The organism is Agrobacterium sp. K11 (assembly GCF_059429395.1).
This window is the reverse complement of record NZ_JCAHRB010000008.1, coordinates 60,418-77,649: the sequence shown is the minus strand read 5'-3', so window position 1 is coordinate 77,649 and position 17,232 is coordinate 60,418. Positions and strand designations below refer to the sequence as shown.

Genomic DNA, 17,232 nt, shown 5'->3' with positions numbered 1-17,232 from the left:
GATGAAGCTTACACTCAAGGTCGTTAATGCGGCTGGCGCGATTTTGGCGCAGACCGGTGCGGAAGACGAGGTTTTTCTCGTCTACAGGGCCGAGTATTGCGAGGGTGATCGGCTTGTCGTCGAGGTTTCACAGCCCGGACACATCTGGCTTGCCCTGGATGCCGGAATGCCGGCGACACTGGTTTTTTTACGAACGACAGAATTCGTCCTGCCCGTTCCTTCCGCCTCAAGGCGAAAATCCTATCCGCCGCAGGCGTTCAGCGGCGCCATTCACCGGATCGCGGCGCGCCGTGCGCTCGCCGGGGATGTTGGGGTCCGTAGAAACCTGGCCTTGAACCCGTTTGATGAACATGAAAACACCGCCCTGTTTCCACACGTCTATGCGAGTACCGAGACGCGCGGAGAGGCCGCCTTTGCGGCACGCAATGTGATTGATGGTGAAAAAGCCAGCGCAGGTCACGGTTTTTGGCCCTATACCAGCTGGGGCATCAATCGCGATCCTGACGCTTCATTGACGCTTGTTTTTGGCCGTGCGGTGATGATCGACCAACTGACATTCTATCTGCGGGCGGATTTCCCCCACGATGCATGGTGGAAACAAGCGAGTGTCACCTTTTCCGACGGTGAGTGCGTAAGCTTCGCCTTGCAAAAAACCGGAGCCGCCCAGACTTTTTCAGTCTCGCCGCGCCAGGTGGAATGGATTCGTCTGCACGATCTTAAAAAAGCGGATGACCCATCGCCATTTCCCGCACTGACGCAAATCGAGGTCTGGGGCGCCGATCTTCCGGAAAGTCTTTAGCTGTGCGCGATGCCCCGCAGGTCGCGCATCATGTCACGGTAGCGGTTCTGGCTGCCGCGTAGATGCGCCTGCATCGCCAGTTTGGCATCCTGTTCATTTCTGTCCGATATGGCGATGACGATCGCCTCATGTTCCTTGTGGATCAGCCGTCTGTAGGCCGTCTGGTCGTTTTCCGCGGCTTCGGAAACCACGCGGGATTGCGGGATGACGGCCTGGCCGTGCAACTCGAGAAATTGTGTGAAGAGCGGATTGTTGGTCGCGGTCGCCACGGCGATGTGAAGAGCCAGATCCGCCTCGCGAATGGAGCGGTTCTGCTCAATACATTCGAGAAGCCGGGCGTGACAGTCGAAAATCGCCTCTTCCTGCGATGGTGAACGGCGAAGAGCGGCAAGGCCTGCCGCCTCGATTTCAAGCGGCGTTCTGATTTCCAACACTTCAAGGTCGGAAGACAGTCGGGCGCGATCGACGCCGGGAGCGGACGAGACTTCCTTTCCGCGCTTCAGCACGAAGATGCCAGCCCCCTGGCGAACCTCCACCAGCCCGTCGCATCGCAACGCCGTAACCGCCTCACGCACGACAGTGCGGCTGACACCGTGCGCCTCCGTCATTTCGATCTCGCTGGGCAGGCGGTCGCCGGGTCCATATTGGCCGGACGCAATAGCGTTTCTAAGGCTCAAGCTGACCTTGGTCACCAGAGACCCGGAAGACTTGCTGCGCTGTTTTTGTTGTTCTGGCACGTCGGTCACCATGCATGGAAAATAGAGAATGATAAATATGTATGATGAATTTCATTCAAACTCAATGATCATACCAATTATACCAGTTTTTGCACAAATGCCTCATATCGTTCAAAATTGGCGATGAGCAGCTTGATAATCGAACGTGTTACCGGATCGCGTGCATTTCCCATCATCGGCAACAGGGAAATCCGCCAGAAATTCGCCGCGTCGTAGGCTCGGCATGGTCTCCTTACCGCTGAGTAAACGGAGGCTTCCTGGCGTCTTCGTCCGGCACGTATGTATTGCACGCGGCAGGCCTGTTGCATTTTTCACGTGTTTCCCGAGCCTGGCTGTCTATCGGACCCGAGAAATACTGTTCCAAAATTCTCTCACGGACTGCCCGTCTGTTGCCGCACGCGCAACGCATTGTTCCCGCTTCCGGGACTACAAAGTGTCATAGCTCACTTCATATTCGTCGATGGTGCACATAAAGAAAAACAATCGGTGCGCGACCGACCAGAGGAAGAAAAATATGAGCAGAGCCCCAACATCAGCAGGAAGCTGGTGGCTTCACGGTATCGTCCTGGCCATCGTCATCATTGCGGAAATAATCGGCATCCGAAAAGTTCCGATCGGCATAGGAACCGTCGTGTTCCTGCCGATCCTGTATGCGTTTGCCATCGGCATCGCGCTTAACCCGCATATTCTAAAGAAGACGGCAAAGCTCATTCCGCCGAGCGCCGTGAAACTTTCCGGCACTATGATCACCATCGCGATCATGCCGTTCATTGCGAAGTTCGGAACAACAGTTGGGCCTCAGATCGAGAAAATCATCGAGGCAGGCCCGGCGCTTGTCTTGCAGGAAATAGGCAATCTCGGAACGATCCTGATCGCTTTCCCGGTCGCCGTGTTTCTCCTGCGTATGGGCCGTGAGGCGATCGGAGCCACCTACTCGATCGACCGCGAACCGAACATCGCATTGATTGCCGATCGCTACGGCCTGAACAGCCCCGAGGGAGCTGGCGCAATGGGCGTCTATGCCACCGGGACGCTGATCGGTACATTCGTCTTCGCAATCATGCCTCCTCTGATCCATGCGCTTGGATGGTTCGATTATCGCGCACTGGCAATGTCCTGTGGCGTCGGCTCGGGCAGCATGCTGGCAGCCTGCACGGGTAGCCTTGCTACCGTCATGCCGGAAAACAAGGACATCATTCTGGCTCTGGCAGCGGCGAGCAACATCCTCACCTATGCGACCGGTCTTTATGTCGGCCTGTTCGTGGCACTTCCGTTGACAGAGTGGCTTTATAAGAAATCACGGCCTCACGACCCCGCCAACAAGGTTCAGACAGGAGCGAAGATATGAGCATGAACTCAACCCACACTGCGTCCGCTGAACACACATTGCCATCCGAGGGTGAAGACGAACGCAAAATCAACGTCGTCCGATACTCCGGACTTCTGTTGGTCGCGTCTCTCATCGGCCTCGTTTCGAACTGGGTAGGCACCGGCACAGACCCGCTCACCGCCTTGCCGGGCATGAGTATATTGTACCTCGTTTCGGTCGGTGGTCTTCTGTTTGCCCGTTTCATGCCGTTCTACTTGCCGGGCGTGGCATGGACGTCGCTGCTTGCGATCCTCGTGACAATTCCGGGCATTCCCGGTTCGGCATGGGTGATTTCGCAGGTAGAGGCTCTTAACTTCCTCGCTCTTGCGACGCCCGCACTGGCTTATGGCGGCCTCGCCCTCACCAAGGGCGAATTCGACATCGCACGAAAATCGGGATGGAAGATCGTCATCATCGCCGTCTGCGTGATGTTCGGCACATATATTGGCTCGGTCTTTATCGCAGACATTGCGCTTCGGATCGGTGGGCAATAATACCGGAACCAGATGCGGCCGTCCTGCAAAGACGGCTGCATCCTTCAGGAGCAAGACCTAGATGCAGCAATTCTTTCCAAGCACGGAAATCGATGAAGCCGTTCAATGGCGGCACTATCTCCACCAAAACCCTGAATTGGGATTTCAGGAGCAGGAAACGTCAGCTTTCATCGCGGCACGCCTTTCCGAATGGGGTTACTCAGTTCGCACGGGTTACGGTAAGACCGGAGTGGTCGGAACGCTCAGCCGCGGGACGTCTTCAAAGGTGATTGGCATCCGCGCAGACATCGATGCACTTCCGATCCTGGAGCAAACAGGGCTTGCCTATGCCTCCCGCACACCCGGCAAGATGCATGCCTGCGGCCACGACGGTCACGTGTCGATGGCGCTTGCCGCCGCCCGCGCCTGCAGCCGGTTGAACTTCGACGGCACGGTGCATTTCATTTTCCAACCCGCAGAAGAAAACGAGGGCGGAGGCCGGGCGATGGTCGAGGACGGCCTGTTCCGCGATTTCCCCATGGACGCAATCTACGGTCTGCACAACTGGCCGGCGCTGGAGCTTGGCAAATGCGTTGCCAGGGACGACCAGATGATGGCGGCGTTTGGAACATTCGAGATCACGATAACCGGCCGTGGCGCTCACGGAGCCATGCCCCATGAAGGTGCTGACCCGATCGTGGCCGCATCTCAAATCGTCTCCGGACTTCAAACCATTGCCAGCCGCAACGTCTCCCCTCTGGAATCCGCCGTCATTTCGGTGACACAGATACACGGAGGTGACGCCTGGAACGTCATCCCGGAGAATGTCGTCATCCGCGGCACCACGCGCTGGTTCGAGGAGGATGTCGGCGCAAAGATAGAGAAACGCATTCACGCCTTGGCAACCTCTATTGCAACCGGATTCGACTGCACTGCGACAGTCGATCATCTCTGCCGATATCCGGCGACGATAAACGATCCAGGATGCGCCGCAATCATCAGGGATATTGCCTCCACCATGCCGGGGATCGAGGTAGTCGACGCCATGCCGAGCATGGCTGCTGAAGACTTTTCCTTCATGCTCCGCGAAAAGGCAGGATGTTATTTCTGGCTTGGCGCGCAAAAGGCCGGTAAAAATCCAGGGCTCCACTCAGCCTATTTCGACTTCAACGACGCGCTTCTCCCCTTGGGGGTTCAGATGTGGATATCCCTCGTCGACAACCAGCTGAAGGCAGCGTAAGGGCGTTGCTTCAAAAGCAACGCGCATTGACCTGATAATCGTTCCGGCACAGGATGGCTTTGATGGAGACCATGGATGCCAAAGCACTGCGGATGTTTATGGCCGTCGTTCGCTTCGGCTCGATCCGCAGTGCGGCCGAACATCTCAATGTCGCCCCTTCAGTCGTCAGCCGCCAGATCGCCGATACAGAGAAGAAGATCGGTCTTCCGCTTTTCGACAGAACAAGCCGGGGCGTTGGACTGACCGAGGCCGGGGAACTGGTGTTTGAACATGGCAAACGTATCCTCGAAGACAATGGTCTGCTTTCGGAACAACTCGACCAGCTGAGAGGCGTGCAACGGGGACGCATCCGGCTTTGTTGTGGTGAGGGTTTTCTAGGGGACCTCATCGAACACGGGCTAAAGCCCTTCGTCACCGTCTATCCGGCGATCCGTTACGACGTCCAGTTGGGAAGTACCGAAGGCGTTCTCGATAGTGTCGCCAACGGCGATACGGATATTGGCATTGCCTACAATCCGGTCATCGATATTCGTGTCCGGTCCCTCGCCATTTCCCGGCAACCGCTTTGTCTTGTCGCCCCACTCGGACATCGGCTGTTGAGCAACCCGCGGGTGGCGCTCGAAGACTGCCTGGCTGACACGCAATACGCCTTGCTCAGCAAAGGACACGGCGTCACCCAGCTTGTCAGCCGTGTCGCGGCCAATTGTGGTGCAGCGGTTACACCGCTGATCGAGACGCCGTCCATCGATGCTCTGCGCCGCTTCGTGGCCGCCGGCCTTGGCGTGACCTTCCTCCCCAGATTCGCCGTGTCAACCGAACTTATGAGGTCGGCGTTCGGCGTCGTCGAACTGAGCGATCCGCTTCTGTCCGAGGCCAGCGCCCACCTGATGGTCAAAGCACGGCGCCGGCTGCCCAGGTCGGTGGACAGTCTCGCAGGATATCTCGCCGCCGAAATGACGGCGTTCAAAGCCTGATGCGCGTTGCTGAACCCGCAACGCTCTGTACCCGGACACCTCACTATCGAGTGTCCCCTTTTGATGAGAACGTCCCACCTGAATGATCGTCAGCCGATGCCACGCGGCGGCGCAGATAAAGGGAGTTCGATCAAATGTCGGATGCAAAGCAGACAATTGTTGGAATAATTGGCCTTGGAAGCATGGGCCTTGGCATGGCTCAAACGCTGGCTGGCAAGGGTTTCCGGACATTGGGTTTCGATCTGTCGGAAGAGAGGAAAGAGCTGGCGCAGCAGTCCGGCGTCGTTGCCGTAGACACCATCGCGCATGCCTTTGAAGAGAGCACTTTCCTGGTCTTCTCGCTGCCAACGGCCAAGGACGTTGCCAGCGTGGTCAACGACCAGATCGAAATCCTGAAAAGCCGGAGCGCTCAGCGGGTGATCATCATCGACACCTCGACGTCGGAACCAGACGTGAGCCGCGAGCTTGCCGCAAAGCTTGCCTTGCTTGGTCACGGCTTTCTGGATGCACCGGTCAGCGGCGGCCCCGCCGGTGCTGCCTCTGGCAAGTTGACGATGATGATTGGTGGCACTGACGAAGACGTCGCTCTTGCAAGGCCCGCCATCGAAGCCATGTCGGCCAAAGCCCTGCATGTGGGGCCTAGCGGCGCGGGCAATGTCGCCAAGCTGGTGAACAACCTTCTTGCCGCAGCACACATGGTAACGACCAGTGAGGGTCTGAAGCTTGCTCTCGCCGCAGGGATCGATCCCGAAGCAGCGCTACGTGTTCTCAACGCAGCGTCGGGTCGATCTATGATCAGCGAAGTGCATTTCCCAACGTGGATCATGTCGGACAAGTTCGACAGCGGTTTCTCGATGGGACTGATGCGAAAGGACGTTCGGCTTGCGCATGAGCTTGCAGCAAGGACCGGTGCAGACCTGCCTATGGCAGAGATCGTTGCAAAACTTTGGTCCGGCTCCAGCGACCTGAAAGATTCCGACGACTTTACCCGCATGGGCGCTTTCCAGCCCGCTTCAAACTAAGGACGAGCATTATGGGCAACGTAGATATCATCCGCGATCCGGGTCCGCGCATTCGCGAAATCCTCAAGGCCTTCATCGGCACCGAAGAGATCGGCAGTTTCGTTAATGGTGAGATTGTCTTCGGTTCGGGCGAAGAGCTCACCCTTACCGATCCCTCCAGCGGCAAATCCTTCGCGACATACAAAGACGCCGACAGTTCGGTGGTGGACAGCGCAATGGATGCCGCCGCCAGAGCGCAACGCGCATGGATGCAACTCACCGCCTCCGGCCGCGGACGGGTCATGAACGAGATCGCACGCACGATCCGCGAACATTCGGCCGACATCGCTGAAATCGAAAGCCGCTCGGCTGGCCGTCCGATCCGCGATATCCGTGGCGAAGTCGTCAAAGTCGCAGAGATGTTCGAATATTACGCCGGATGGTGCGACAAGCTGCATGGCGACGTCATTCCCGTTCCGACTTCCCATCTCAACTACACACGCCAGGAACCGATCGGCGTGGTTGTACAGATCACGCCGTGGAACGCACCGCTGAACACCGGCGGATGGCAGATCGCGCCCGCCATCTGTGCTGGCAACGCGGTCGTCATCAAGCCCTCCGAACTGACGCCGCTCAGCACCATCATTCTGGGTCTTCTCTGCGAGCAGGGTGGAGCGCCCCGCGGCCTGGTGAACGTCATCGCGGGCCAGGGCGTGACCGCCGGGCAAGCAGCCGTGGCCCACGCCAAGACGGGTCTTGTCGTGTTCGTCGGATCGGCGCATGCGGGATCTCTGATTGCAGCGGCGGCAGCCAAAAATGTGGTCCCCTGTATTCTTGAACTTGGCGGCAAATCTGCCAACGTCGTTTTCGACGACGCCGATATCGACCGCGCAATCCTCGGCGCCCAATCGGCGATCTTTGGCGGCGCGGGACAAAGTTGTGTTGCCGGTTCAAGACTGCTGATTCATCGTTCTGTTCATCAGCAGTTCATCGAGCGCTATGCGGCGGCAACGGCGAAAATTCCTGTCGGCGACCCCTATCTCGACACAACCCAGATCGGTCCGATCAACAATCTACGCCAGTGGAACAAGATCAGCGAGATGGTCCAGCAGGGCATCAGCGAAGGCGCGCATCTGGCTACAGGCGGACGCAAGCCAGAGCACCTCGAGGAGACAGGCGGCTTTTATTTTGCGCCAACCATCCTCGATAATGTCGCTTCGGATGCGACGATCTCGAAAGAAGAGGTTTTCGGCCCGGTCGTCGGCGTTACGCCATTCGATACGGAGGAGGAGGCAATCTCGCTCGCCAATGACAATCCTTACGGACTTGCCGGAGCTGTCTGGACGCAAAACGTCGCACGGGCACACCGGGTCGCCTCGCAGGTCCGGGCGGGAACATTCTGGATCAACGGCTACAAGACCATCAGCGTGATGTCGCCTTTTGGTGGTTTCGGCAAAAGCGGTTACGGCCGTTCCAGCGGCAGGGACGCGCTTCTCGCTTATACCCAGACAAAAAGCATCTGGGTCGAAACCGCCGCGGAACCGGTCATCACCTTCGGTTATTTCTCGGGCTGATCAAGGCAGGACCGGGCAACAGTCCGGTCCTCATCTCGCTGGAGGCCGTGGCGCTATTGCTCCTCGGGAGGGGCGACGGCACAGGCTATTCATCGCGGTTGCCATCGGTATTGGCGTAGGTTGCGCAGCGGGTTGGGACGCGATCAACGTCCCATAGAGATCGAGCCGAATTTCAAAAGATCAAGGGGCCTTCGGCGGCTCTCCATCAACGACGGTCTTTGCCGTCATCTCCTGCTGCGGCCATCGGCGCAGTGCCTCCCGTCCGGTATCGGTCAAGCCGTAGACGCCTCTATCCAGACGGTCAAACCAGCCATAGACGTTTGCAAGCAAAATCTTCCCGGCATCCGGTATGCTGGATCTGACTTGACGCACGCGCAGCGGCCCCGATGTCAACGCCAAAGCGCAGCCGAGTGCCTGCTGCCGGTACGCGGTCATGATTGGTGCGCGGGTGCTTCCACCCACCGCCGGATCTCCGCGTCGCCTCTCGTGTTCACGTATCAATCGCGAACGCCGTTTCGGGTTGGTTCGCGGCATCGGTGATATGGAACTGACAATAACGCTGACGTCCCCAACATCGGAAATGCCGAGCATGCCGATCCCGAGCCTGCGGCAGAGGTCGCGATAACGTTTATCAGCCTCGCGGCCCTTGCCCTTGGCTGAGACCCGTGCCGCAATCCAGACCTCGTCTGCGATAGCCGCGCGATCAACCGCCTGCAAAATAAGCTCCAGATTGAAGCTCAGTTTTAGCTCGCAGATGACGACAACAGGCGGATCGGCGTCGCTCAATCCGACGAGGTCACAACTGCCAACCTCACCTTTGACAGTGTAACCCGCTTGCTCAAGGAAAGATTTGACGGGCAGATAAAGTGAAGTTTCCATGTACCCGCAGATTAAAGTGACGATCCAGGCGCTAGATATATCGATCCGCCTGCGTAGAACAACCATTATAACCACCCATGCGGTTGCAAGTTGTCGGTGGTGCGGGCAGTCGCCAATAATCCCTAAGACGATCAATTGACACTTTTCCCCAAAAGTGGACGACTTTTTGGTGGAAAAATACGATCAAAAATCGTCGAGGATTCGATTTGCGATCGGCAAGGCACCGGCAATCAGAGTCCAATCACCGGTGCAAGTGTTTACGAAAAAGCCTTCAATCTCTCATCTGACCTCAGGCGCGAAAGACCTCGCATTTCTCAAAACTCTTCCCAATTGTCTGGCGATGTGCTCAGGGCGGCATTGCCGGAGAACGCAGCTTTAATCTTTCCGCCGAGTGCACGCGCAGGAGAAACAGCAGGCCTGTCGGCGGACGAGGCTGCGCGAACCGGTGCGGAGATGTCGCTGTAACCACCTTCTGACAATTTGAACCGAGCGAGCAGTTGGTTGAGCGACGAAGCCTCGCGTGCAAGCCCGTGGCTTGCCGCCGTGCTTTCTTCCACCATGGCAGCGTTCTTCTGGGTGTCCTGGTCCATCTGGTTCACAGCCGTATTGATCTGCTGGAGACCAGAGGATTGCTCCTGTGCCGATTCCGCGATCGCCATCACGTGACGGTTGATTTCCTGTACTTCCGTGACGATGAGTTCGAGTGCTTTGCCCGTTTCGCCAACCAGTTGCACACCCTGCTGAACCTGACTGTTCGATGTCGTAATGAGATTCTTGATCTCCTTGGCGGCACCTGCGGAACGCTGTGCCAGTTCGCGAACCTCTTGGGCAACAACCGCAAATCCCTTGCCCGCCTCACCGGCACGGGCAGCTTCCACGCCTGCATTCAGCGCCAGAAGGTTGGTCTGGAAAGCAATCTCGTCGATCACGCCGATAATGTTGGAAATCTCATCAGCGGATGCAGCAATTTGCTCCATAGCCGTGACAGCTTTCTGCACCACTTCTCCCGACTGTTCCGCGCCAACTTTTGCACGACTGACAAAGTGGCCCGCTTCTTGCGCCCGTTTGGTCGAGTCTTTCACCGTCGTGGTGATCTCTTCCAGTGCAGCAGCAGTCTCCTCGACGGCCGCTGCCTGCTGTTCCGTACGCTTGGCCAGATCGTCAGCTGCGGCCCTGATCTCGTTCGCGCCGGAGTCGATGCCGCGCGCGTTCTGCGCCACCTGGTTCAGAGTCGATTGCAGCTGTTCCGCTGCCCTGTTGAAGTCGCCGCGAATACCGTCAAGGCTGGACACGAACGGCTGAGCGATCCGGTAAGTAACGTCGCCCTGAGCGATCTTCGAAAGGGCAGCAGCAAGGTTGTCGACGGCGAATTGCACGTCGGCAGCTTCTTTCGCCTTCTGTTTCTCGCGCTCTATCCGGTCCTGCTCTGAAGATGACCGATGGTTTTCCGTTTCATTCTCAAGCCGGAGGCGCTCGATGGCGTTCTCGCGAAATGCCTGAACAGCAGCGGCCATCTGGCCGACTTCATCCTTGCGGTCCATACCTTCGATTTCGCTGGCTGTATCGCCTGCCGCCAACGACCCCATCCGCTCGCGAAGCCGCGCAATCGGAGTGGTAATGCCACGCGAAGAAATAAGCAGGCCGAGCGCGATCAATGCCAGGGAAACAAGTGCTATGCTGACCAGAGCTGTCCAGATTGTCGTGTTGGTGCTGGCCGTGAGGCGCTCTCTCCCATCGTTCATCACCTGGATCAGTTGCTCGTTCCCCGCGCTGATTTTCGGTGAGACTTCAGTTATTTTTCGAAGGACGTTAAGCGCCATCTGCTGAGCTTCAGCATTTTTTCCCGCCTGCATGAGAGCGATGACCTGATTGCCGATTTCCTCAACCTCGGCAACGCCCTTGAGGATATCACGAGCGGCATCCGTCCGGGCCGGCACCAGCTGCATGATTTTATTCTGCCGTTCTTCCAGTTGCTTCCGGTCGGCCTTGAATGTTTTGACAGCGGCCTCGAAATCACTGCTGGTCGAGTCATTGAGGCTGGCGCGAAGCATCTGCATGCCGAGTGCATTGAGATTGCCGCTGGTTCGGGCGTTCAGCACCGCAGCAAGCGCCTCATTGGCGATGAAATCACTGTAGACATTGTCGGTATTTTTATATTGCAAGCTGACGTAGCTGATTCCGGAAAGCGACATCAAACTCATCACCGATATGACGAATAAGACCTTTGTTTTTATTTTGGTATTCTTCAGGAAAGACATGAATAGCCTCAGGGCAAGCGCTCCTCCAGCTGTCCGCGCAGGAAGCCAGGGAAACAAACAATGGAACATCGCGGGTAGCTGTGCCCCTCCTCATAGGGCGACAAGCGGATATCCGCTCCGGGCCGCCAAAGGCTGGGCGCGTTGGATCCACTCGTTCTACCAGCCCCGCCGATGAAACTTTGGAACCTGCGTATTTTAGATTTCACAAAATTACTAAATGAAGTGTTACCCGGCATATGCAAACGATGACATGTGTGATGCCGTAAACTTACTCGGGCTTTGATTTTCGACGGGCTGCGCGCTTTCGCGAGCCGGACTCGAAAGAGAAGATTATCCTCACCGTTTCAGCACCTGCTTGATGCTGGCGGCATCGGTATTTTCACGAGGATATCGATGGGGCCGACGGCTTGCCGCATCGATTTAACCGTCCCGGAGGTCGCGTCACGCGAGGCAATGTCCAGCGTGCGGGCCATGGCTTTGCCCTTATTCTTTTCGATCAGCAGTCACGGTGTATGCATAAACTCACAATTTATTGTGGTTGCCCTTCGGAGCAATTTGGCCTTGTTTGTAGACTCACACTCTTCACGGGAGGGAAATTATGTCGATAAAAACAACAACTCGCGCCACGCTGCTGGTAGGATCGCTTCTGATTGGCGCAAGTTCCGCACTTGCAGAAACAGTTCTTCACCGCGGCAATTCCGGGGAGCCTCAGACGCTCGATCAGGCACAGACCTCGATCAATATCGAAGCCTTTATCCTCAAAGACCTTTATGAAGGTCTCACCATTTACGATGCTGCCGGCAAGATCGTTCCCGGTACGGCGGAAAGCTGGACGCTGTCTGAGGATGGTACCGTCTACACGTTCAAACTGCGTGCAGATGCGAAGTGGTCGGATGGCACTCCGGTAACGGCTGGAGATTTTGTTTTCTCCTATCAGCGCGTCGAAGACCCGAAGACCGCAGCAAAATATGCGAATATTCTTTATCCGATCAAGAACGCCGAGAAGATAAACAAGGGCGAAACTTCGGTTGACCAGCTTGGCGTCAAGGCCGTGGATGACAAGACCCTTGAGATCACACTCGAGCGCTCAACACCGTTCTTCCTTGAACTCCTTGCCCACCAGACAGCTCTGCCGATCTCGAAGGCAAGCTTTGACAAGAACGGAACCAACTTCGTAAAGCCGGGCGTCATGGTCTCGAACGGTGCTTACAAGCTTGAAGCGCATGTTCCCAATGACAGCTTGACGGTGGTCAAGAACACCAACTTCTGGGACGCATCGAACACCAAGATCGACAAGGTCATCTTCTACCCGATCGACGACCAGGCCGCATCCGTTCGTCGTTTCGAAGCCAAGGAAATGGACCTCGCCTACAACTTTTCCGCGGACCAGATCGACCGTCTGCGCAAGGCCTATGGCGAACAGGTTCACGTTTCGCCGACGCTTGCGACCTATTACTATACCTTCGACACGCGTGAAGCGCCGTATAACGATGTCCGCGTCCGTCAAGCCCTGTCCATGGCAGTCGACCGCGATTTTCTCGCCAAGGAAATCTACAGCGGTTCGCAGGTTCCCGCCTACTCCATGGTTCCTCCGGGCATGGACTCCTACGGTGAGCCTGCGAAAGCAGAGTTTGCGACGCTGTCGCAACTCGATCGTGAAGACGAAGCCGTCAAACTCATGAAGGAAGCCGGTTACGGCGAGGGCGGCAAGCCGCTTTCCGTCGAAATTCGCTACAACACCAACCCGAACCATGAGCGCGTTGCCACCGCTATTGCGGACATGTGGAAAAATACCTTTGGCGCGAAAGTGTCACTGGTGAACCTCGACGTCGCCTCGCATTACGGCTACCTGCAGGAAGGCGGCAAGTACAACGTTGCGCGTGCAGGCTGGGTTGCCGACTATGCGGATGCGGAAAACTTCCTCGCCCTTTCGGTATCCTCCAACAAGACCTTCAACTACTCGAAGTTCAATAATGCCGAATATGATGCGCTGATGCAGAAGTCATATGACGAAAAGGATCCTGCTGCTCGCTCCAAACTGTTGCACGAGGCAGAAACCATCCTCATGAAGGAACAGCCGGTTGCTCCGCTTCTCACACAGGCGGACCTGTGGCTGGTTTCCAATCGCGTGAAGGGTTGGGAAGACAATGCTGCTAACGAACACCTCAGCCGCTTCCTGAGCGTTTCCGAATAAGCAGTGCTGGCACGGTGGCCGAAACCACCGTGCCATGTCGGAGCCTGAAAATCATGATTTCATTTATCCTGCGCCGTTTGGCGAGCGCCGTGCCGACATTGTTCATCGTCGTCACGATTTCGTTTTTCCTGATGCGTTTCGCACCGGGCGGTCCGTTCAACCTCGAGCGGCCCCTGCCCCCGCAAACCATGGAAAACCTGATGAGAACCTATCATCTGGATGAACCATTGTGGCGCCAGTATCTCATCTATCTCGGCAACGCCGCCACCGGCGATTTCGGTCCGAGCTACATCTACAAGGACAACACCGTCGCCCAGTTGATCGGCAAAGGCCTGCCCTATTCGCTGGAGCTCGGTTGCTATGCTCTTTTGCTGGCGTTGGTCGGCGGCATTCTTGCCGGCACCTTTGCCGCACTCAGACAGAATAGCACCTTCGATTTCTCCATCATGTCCATCTCGACCATCGGCATCACCGTGCCGAACTTCGTCGTCGCACCTGTCCTCACGCTTATCTTCGCCGTCTTGCTGGGGCTTCTGCCCGCAGGTAGCTGGGGTGATGGGTCGCTACGCTATCTAATTCTTCCGATGATCGCGCTCGGCTTGCCGCAGCTTGCGGTCATCGCGCGTCTGACGCGCGGTGCAATGATCGAGGCTCTGCGCATGGACCATATCCGCACCGCCAGAGCCTATGGCCTCCCGGCTCGCAGCGTCGTGGTGGTTCACGCCATGCGCGCGGCGATGCTGCCGGTCGTTTCATATCTTGCGCCTTGCGCCGCAGCGCTGCTGACGGGCTCGGCGGTCATCGAGACGATCTTCACCATTCCCGGTGTCGGCCGCTACTTCGTTCTTGGCGCCATCAATCGTGACTACACGCTGGTCATGGGAACGGTCGTTCTCATCGCCATTTTCGTCATCCTGTTCAATCTCGTGGTCGATATTCTCTACGGCCTGCTCGATCCGAGGGTCAGACATGACTGATATCTCCGGCAATATCGCCCCTCAGCCATCGGTGAAAAGCCGAAGCCTGTTCCAGCTTGCAGCCCTGCGTTTCAGACGAAACAAGGCCGCCATGGCTGGCTCCATCATGCTTGTGCTGATCACACTTTTCTCGTTTATCGGCCCGCATTTCCTTTCACACACCTATGATCAGGTGTTTTCGTCCTACGTCTCCGTCGCGCCAAGCCTCGAGCCGCGCCCGGACGTGAACAACCTCCAGAGCGTCATGGAAGGTGTGGCAGGCCGTGCGCGCGTCGAACTGAAGGAGTTTGCCGTCGAAGGGCAGACCTTCACGGCAACGGTTACCTCCAGCAGCCCGATTGACCCGCGCACGACACGTTATTTCGACCGCGCCAACGAATTCGAAAACACGAAAGTCGTTGCTACGGAAGATGATGGTCGAACGCTGAAGTTGGAAGGCGATGTCAATCGCGAATACTTCTTCTTCGGTACAGATTCAAACGGTCGCGACATGCTGGCTCGCGTAATGCTGGGCGGCCAGATCTCCATTGCCGTCGGCGTTCTCGCCAGCCTCGTTTCGCTCGGCATCGGCGTGCTTTACGGCGCTACGGCGGGTTACATCGGCGGGCGCGTCGACAATGTAATGATGCGTTTCGTCGAGATCCTCTATTCGCTGCCCTTCGTCTTCCTGGTCGTGGTTCTCGTGGTTTTCTTCGGGCGTAGCTTCATCCTGATCTTCCTTGTCATTGGCGCAGTGGAGTGGCTGGATATGGCGCGTATCGTGCGTGGCCAGACGCTTGCCTTGAAACGGCGGGAATTTGTGGCAGCAGCTCAGGCCTTGGGTTTGAGCGACTGGCAGATCATCCGCCGTCACATCATCCCCAACACCATCGGTCCCGTGGTCGTGTTCGTGACGGTCGTTGTCCCGAAAGTCATACTTCTTGAAAGCTTCCTCTCCTTTCTCGGCCTTGGCGTTCAGGCGCCACTCACGAGCTGGGGTGCGCTCATTTCCGAAGGCGCCAACAATATTCAGTCGGCCCCGTGGCTGCTGATATTCCCGGCAATCTTCTTCGTGCTGACGCTTTTTTCGCTGAACTTCGTAGGCGACGGATTGCGTGATGCACTCGATCCCAAGGATCGTTGACATGAATACGACATCTGAAAACATTCTCACCGTCCGCAATCTCAAGGTCGATTTTGCCACGCCAGACGGCACGGTCAACGCCGTCAAAGGTGTCGATCTCCACGTAAAGCAGGGTGAAACGCTCGCTGTCGTCGGGGAATCCGGCTCCGGCAAAAGCCAGACCATGATGGGCATCATGGGCCTCTTGGCTTCCAACGGCGTCATTCAAGGCTCGGCGCAATATCGTGGACGCGAGTTGGTAGGCTTGCCGGTCAACGAGCTGAACAAGATCCGTGGCGCGAAAATCACCATGATTTTCCAGGAGCCGATGACTTCGCTCGATCCGCTTTACAGGATCGGCGCGCAGATCGCCGAGCCAATCGTCCATCACCGGGGCGGCAGCAAGAAGGACGCGAGGGCACGCGTTCTCGAACTTCTGAAACTTGTCGGTATTCCGGACCCGGAGCGGCGCATCGACAGCTACCCGCATGAGCTTTCCGGCGGCCAGCGCCAACGCGTCATGATCGCCATGGCGCTGGCAAACGAGCCGGATATTCTGATCGCGGATGAGCCAACCACCGCGCTCGACGTGACAATCCAGGCGCAGATCCTCGATCTTCTGAAGTCGTTGCAGCAGCGCTTCGGTATGGCCGTGGTGCTGATAACGCACGATCTCGGTGTCGTCAGGCATTTTGCCGATCGTGTTGCGGTTATGCGCCGAGGCGAGATCGTTGAAACCGGTCCGACGGAAGAGATCTTCGAGCGCCCGCAGGCGGACTATACGAGGATGCTTCTCGATGCCGAACCCAGCGGCCACAAGCCGCCGGTCGGCAAAGAAGCGCCGGTCGTTCTCTCTGGCCAGAACGTCACGATCGATTATGTTATCCCGGGCGGCTTCCTGTCGAAGTCACGGGCTTTCAGGGCCGTGGACAGCGTTAATGTCAGCCTTCATCAAGGGCAGACCATCGGCATCGTCGGTGAATCCGGATCAGGCAAATCCACGCTCGGTCGCGCGCTTCTGCGCCTTGTCACTGCAGAGGGCCGCATTTTCTTCGGCAAGACGGAAATCACCGGACTTGGCCGAACGGCAATGAGGCCATTGCGGCGGCAGCTGCAGCTTGTGTTCCAGGATCCGTATGGATCTCTTTCGCCAAGGCAGACTGTTGGGGAGATCATCACTGAGGGTCTCTTTGTGCACGACCCACAGCTCAGCCGCGCGCAGCGCGACGAGCGAGCGATAGAAGCGCTGAAAGAAGTCGGCCTCGATCCCGCCGCCCGCAACCGCTACCCGCACGAGTTTTCAGGCGGGCAACGTCAGCGTATCGCAATTGCCCGCGCGATCATCCCCAAGCCAGATGTCGTCATTCTCGATGAACCTACATCGGCGCTGGACCGATCCATTCAAGGCCAAGTTATCGATCTCTTGCGTAATTTGCAGAAAACGCACAACCTTTCCTACATCTTCATCAGCCACGACCTCTCTGTCATCAAAGCCATTTCGGATTATGTCATCGTGATGAGAAACGGGAAGATTGTCGAAGAGGGAGAAACGGACGCGATATTCGAGCGGCCGGCGGCTGAATATACCAAAACACTGATCAAATCCGCGTTTTCGGCCGAAGTAACATCATAGATTACAGCCCGGCACTGCCGGG

The 17,232-nt window shown here is 57.1% G+C and carries 14 protein-coding genes; 11 read left to right on the top strand and 3 right to left on the bottom strand.

Going from position 1 to position 17,232, the window contains the following annotated elements:
• Window position 1: 1 nt before the first annotated feature.
• Window positions 2-799 (top strand): DUF7402 domain-containing protein, encoded by a 798-nt coding sequence (locus AC5SEO_RS15270; RefSeq protein ID WP_060642835.1) that lies wholly within the window; start codon window positions 2-4, stop codon window positions 797-799.
• On the opposite strand, the gene AC5SEO_RS15265 is transcribed toward AC5SEO_RS15270, so the two are convergent.
• The gene (locus AC5SEO_RS15265; RefSeq protein WP_025595140.1) at window positions 796-1,548 is read right to left on the bottom strand and encodes a FadR/GntR family transcriptional regulator; all 753 of its coding nucleotides are present in this window, start codon (window positions 1,546-1,548) and stop codon (window positions 796-798) included. The two genes, AC5SEO_RS15270 and AC5SEO_RS15265, sit on opposite strands and share 4 nt — an antisense overlap.
• 502 nt (window positions 1,549-2,050) lie before the next feature.
• Between AC5SEO_RS15265 and AC5SEO_RS15260 the strand changes: the two genes are divergently transcribed.
• The 6 genes from AC5SEO_RS15260 to AC5SEO_RS15235 all read left to right on the top strand — a co-directional run bounded on the left by AC5SEO_RS15260 (window position 2,051) and on the right by AC5SEO_RS15235 (window position 8,167).
• The gene (locus AC5SEO_RS15260) at window positions 2,051-2,884 is read left to right on the top strand and encodes a DUF3100 domain-containing protein (RefSeq protein WP_013762197.1); all 834 of its coding nucleotides are present in this window, start codon (window positions 2,051-2,053) and stop codon (window positions 2,882-2,884) included.
• Window positions 2,881-3,399: a hypothetical protein gene (locus tag AC5SEO_RS15255; RefSeq protein WP_003518302.1), complete on the top strand. Its 519-nt coding sequence runs from the start codon at window positions 2,881-2,883 to the stop codon at window positions 3,397-3,399. Before AC5SEO_RS15260 ends, AC5SEO_RS15255 begins: the two co-directional genes overlap by 4 nt.
• A gap of 61 nt (window positions 3,400-3,460) precedes the next feature.
• Window positions 3,461-4,618 carry a M20 aminoacylase family protein gene (locus AC5SEO_RS15250; protein ID WP_174069061.1) on the top strand — a complete coding sequence of 386 codons (1,158 nt, stop codon included), beginning with the start codon at window positions 3,461-3,463 and terminating at the stop codon, window positions 4,616-4,618.
• Between the two features lie 62 nt (window positions 4,619-4,680).
• Window positions 4,681-5,592 (top strand): LysR family transcriptional regulator, encoded by a 912-nt coding sequence (locus AC5SEO_RS15245; protein ID WP_003518306.1) that lies wholly within the window; start codon window positions 4,681-4,683, stop codon window positions 5,590-5,592.
• 134 nt (window positions 5,593-5,726) lie between these two features.
• Window positions 5,727-6,614: an NAD(P)-dependent oxidoreductase gene (locus AC5SEO_RS15240; protein WP_013762195.1), complete on the top strand. Its 888-nt coding sequence runs from the start codon at window positions 5,727-5,729 to the stop codon at window positions 6,612-6,614.
• Between the two features lie 11 nt (window positions 6,615-6,625).
• Window positions 6,626-8,167 (top strand): aldehyde dehydrogenase family protein, encoded by a 1,542-nt coding sequence (locus tag AC5SEO_RS15235; protein ID WP_003518309.1) that lies wholly within the window; start codon window positions 6,626-6,628, stop codon window positions 8,165-8,167.
• A gap of 180 nt (window positions 8,168-8,347) precedes the next feature.
• Here AC5SEO_RS15235 and AC5SEO_RS15230 read toward each other — a convergent pair whose 3' ends face one another.
• Together AC5SEO_RS15230 and AC5SEO_RS15225 are read right to left on the bottom strand one after the other, a co-directional pair.
• On the bottom strand, window positions 8,348-9,046 hold the full coding sequence (locus AC5SEO_RS15230; protein WP_035200048.1) for a DUF2161 domain-containing phosphodiesterase: 699 nt from the start codon (window positions 9,044-9,046) through the stop codon (window positions 8,348-8,350).
• Window positions 9,047-9,360: 314 nt separating this feature from the next.
• Window positions 9,361-11,304 carry a methyl-accepting chemotaxis protein gene (locus AC5SEO_RS15225; protein ID WP_025595143.1) on the bottom strand — a complete coding sequence of 648 codons (1,944 nt, stop codon included), beginning with the start codon at window positions 11,302-11,304 and terminating at the stop codon, window positions 9,361-9,363.
• 598 nt (window positions 11,305-11,902) lie between these two features.
• Here AC5SEO_RS15225 and AC5SEO_RS15220 point away from each other — a divergent pair.
• The 4 genes from AC5SEO_RS15220 to AC5SEO_RS15205 are packed head-to-tail and all read left to right on the top strand — an operon-like array spanning window position 11,903 to window position 17,210.
• On the top strand, window positions 11,903-13,498 hold the full coding sequence (locus AC5SEO_RS15220) for a peptide ABC transporter substrate-binding protein (protein ID WP_003518320.1): 1,596 nt from the start codon (window positions 11,903-11,905) through the stop codon (window positions 13,496-13,498).
• A gap of 53 nt (window positions 13,499-13,551) precedes the next feature.
• The gene (oppB, locus tag AC5SEO_RS15215; RefSeq protein ID WP_174069060.1) at window positions 13,552-14,475 is read left to right on the top strand and encodes an oligopeptide ABC transporter permease OppB; all 924 of its coding nucleotides are present in this window, start codon (window positions 13,552-13,554) and stop codon (window positions 14,473-14,475) included.
• Complete coding sequence (locus tag AC5SEO_RS15210) at window positions 14,468-15,598, top strand: ABC transporter permease (protein ID WP_003518322.1); 1,131 nt, start codon at window positions 14,468-14,470, stop codon at window positions 15,596-15,598. Before oppB ends, AC5SEO_RS15210 begins: the two co-directional genes overlap by 8 nt.
• 1 nt (window position 15,599) lies before the next feature.
• Window positions 15,600-17,210 (top strand): ABC transporter ATP-binding protein, encoded by a 1,611-nt coding sequence (locus AC5SEO_RS15205; RefSeq protein ID WP_174069059.1) that lies wholly within the window; start codon window positions 15,600-15,602, stop codon window positions 17,208-17,210.
• Window positions 17,211-17,232 lie beyond the last annotated feature (22 nt).

Bases quoted from the DNA above. Each gene is read 5' to 3' on its own strand.
- AC5SEO_RS15270 (WP_060642835.1), top strand. From the start codon at position 2: ATGAAGCTTACACTCAAGGTCGTTAATGCGGCTGGCGCGATTTTGGCG.
- AC5SEO_RS15265 (WP_025595140.1), bottom strand. From the start codon at position 1,548: ATGGTGACCGACGTGCCAGAACAACAAAAACAGCGCAGCAAGTCTTCC.
- AC5SEO_RS15260 (WP_013762197.1), top strand. From the start codon at position 2,051: ATGAGCAGAGCCCCAACATCAGCAGGAAGCTGGTGGCTTCACGGTATC.
- AC5SEO_RS15255 (WP_003518302.1), top strand. From the start codon at position 2,881: ATGAGCATGAACTCAACCCACACTGCGTCCGCTGAACACACATTGCCA.
- AC5SEO_RS15250 (WP_174069061.1), top strand. From the start codon at position 3,461: ATGCAGCAATTCTTTCCAAGCACGGAAATCGATGAAGCCGTTCAATGG.
- AC5SEO_RS15245 (WP_003518306.1), top strand. From the start codon at position 4,681: ATGGAGACCATGGATGCCAAAGCACTGCGGATGTTTATGGCCGTCGTT.
- AC5SEO_RS15240 (WP_013762195.1), top strand. From the start codon at position 5,727: ATGTCGGATGCAAAGCAGACAATTGTTGGAATAATTGGCCTTGGAAGC.
- AC5SEO_RS15235 (WP_003518309.1), top strand. From the start codon at position 6,626: ATGGGCAACGTAGATATCATCCGCGATCCGGGTCCGCGCATTCGCGAA.
- AC5SEO_RS15230 (WP_035200048.1), bottom strand. From the start codon at position 9,046: ATGGAAACTTCACTTTATCTGCCCGTCAAATCTTTCCTTGAGCAAGCG.
- AC5SEO_RS15225 (WP_025595143.1), bottom strand. From the start codon at position 11,304: ATGTCTTTCCTGAAGAATACCAAAATAAAAACAAAGGTCTTATTCGTC.
- AC5SEO_RS15220 (WP_003518320.1), top strand. From the start codon at position 11,903: ATGTCGATAAAAACAACAACTCGCGCCACGCTGCTGGTAGGATCGCTT.
- oppB (WP_174069060.1), top strand. From the start codon at position 13,552: ATGATTTCATTTATCCTGCGCCGTTTGGCGAGCGCCGTGCCGACATTG.
- AC5SEO_RS15210 (WP_003518322.1), top strand. From the start codon at position 14,468: ATGACTGATATCTCCGGCAATATCGCCCCTCAGCCATCGGTGAAAAGC.
- AC5SEO_RS15205 (WP_174069059.1), top strand. From the start codon at position 15,600: ATGAATACGACATCTGAAAACATTCTCACCGTCCGCAATCTCAAGGTC.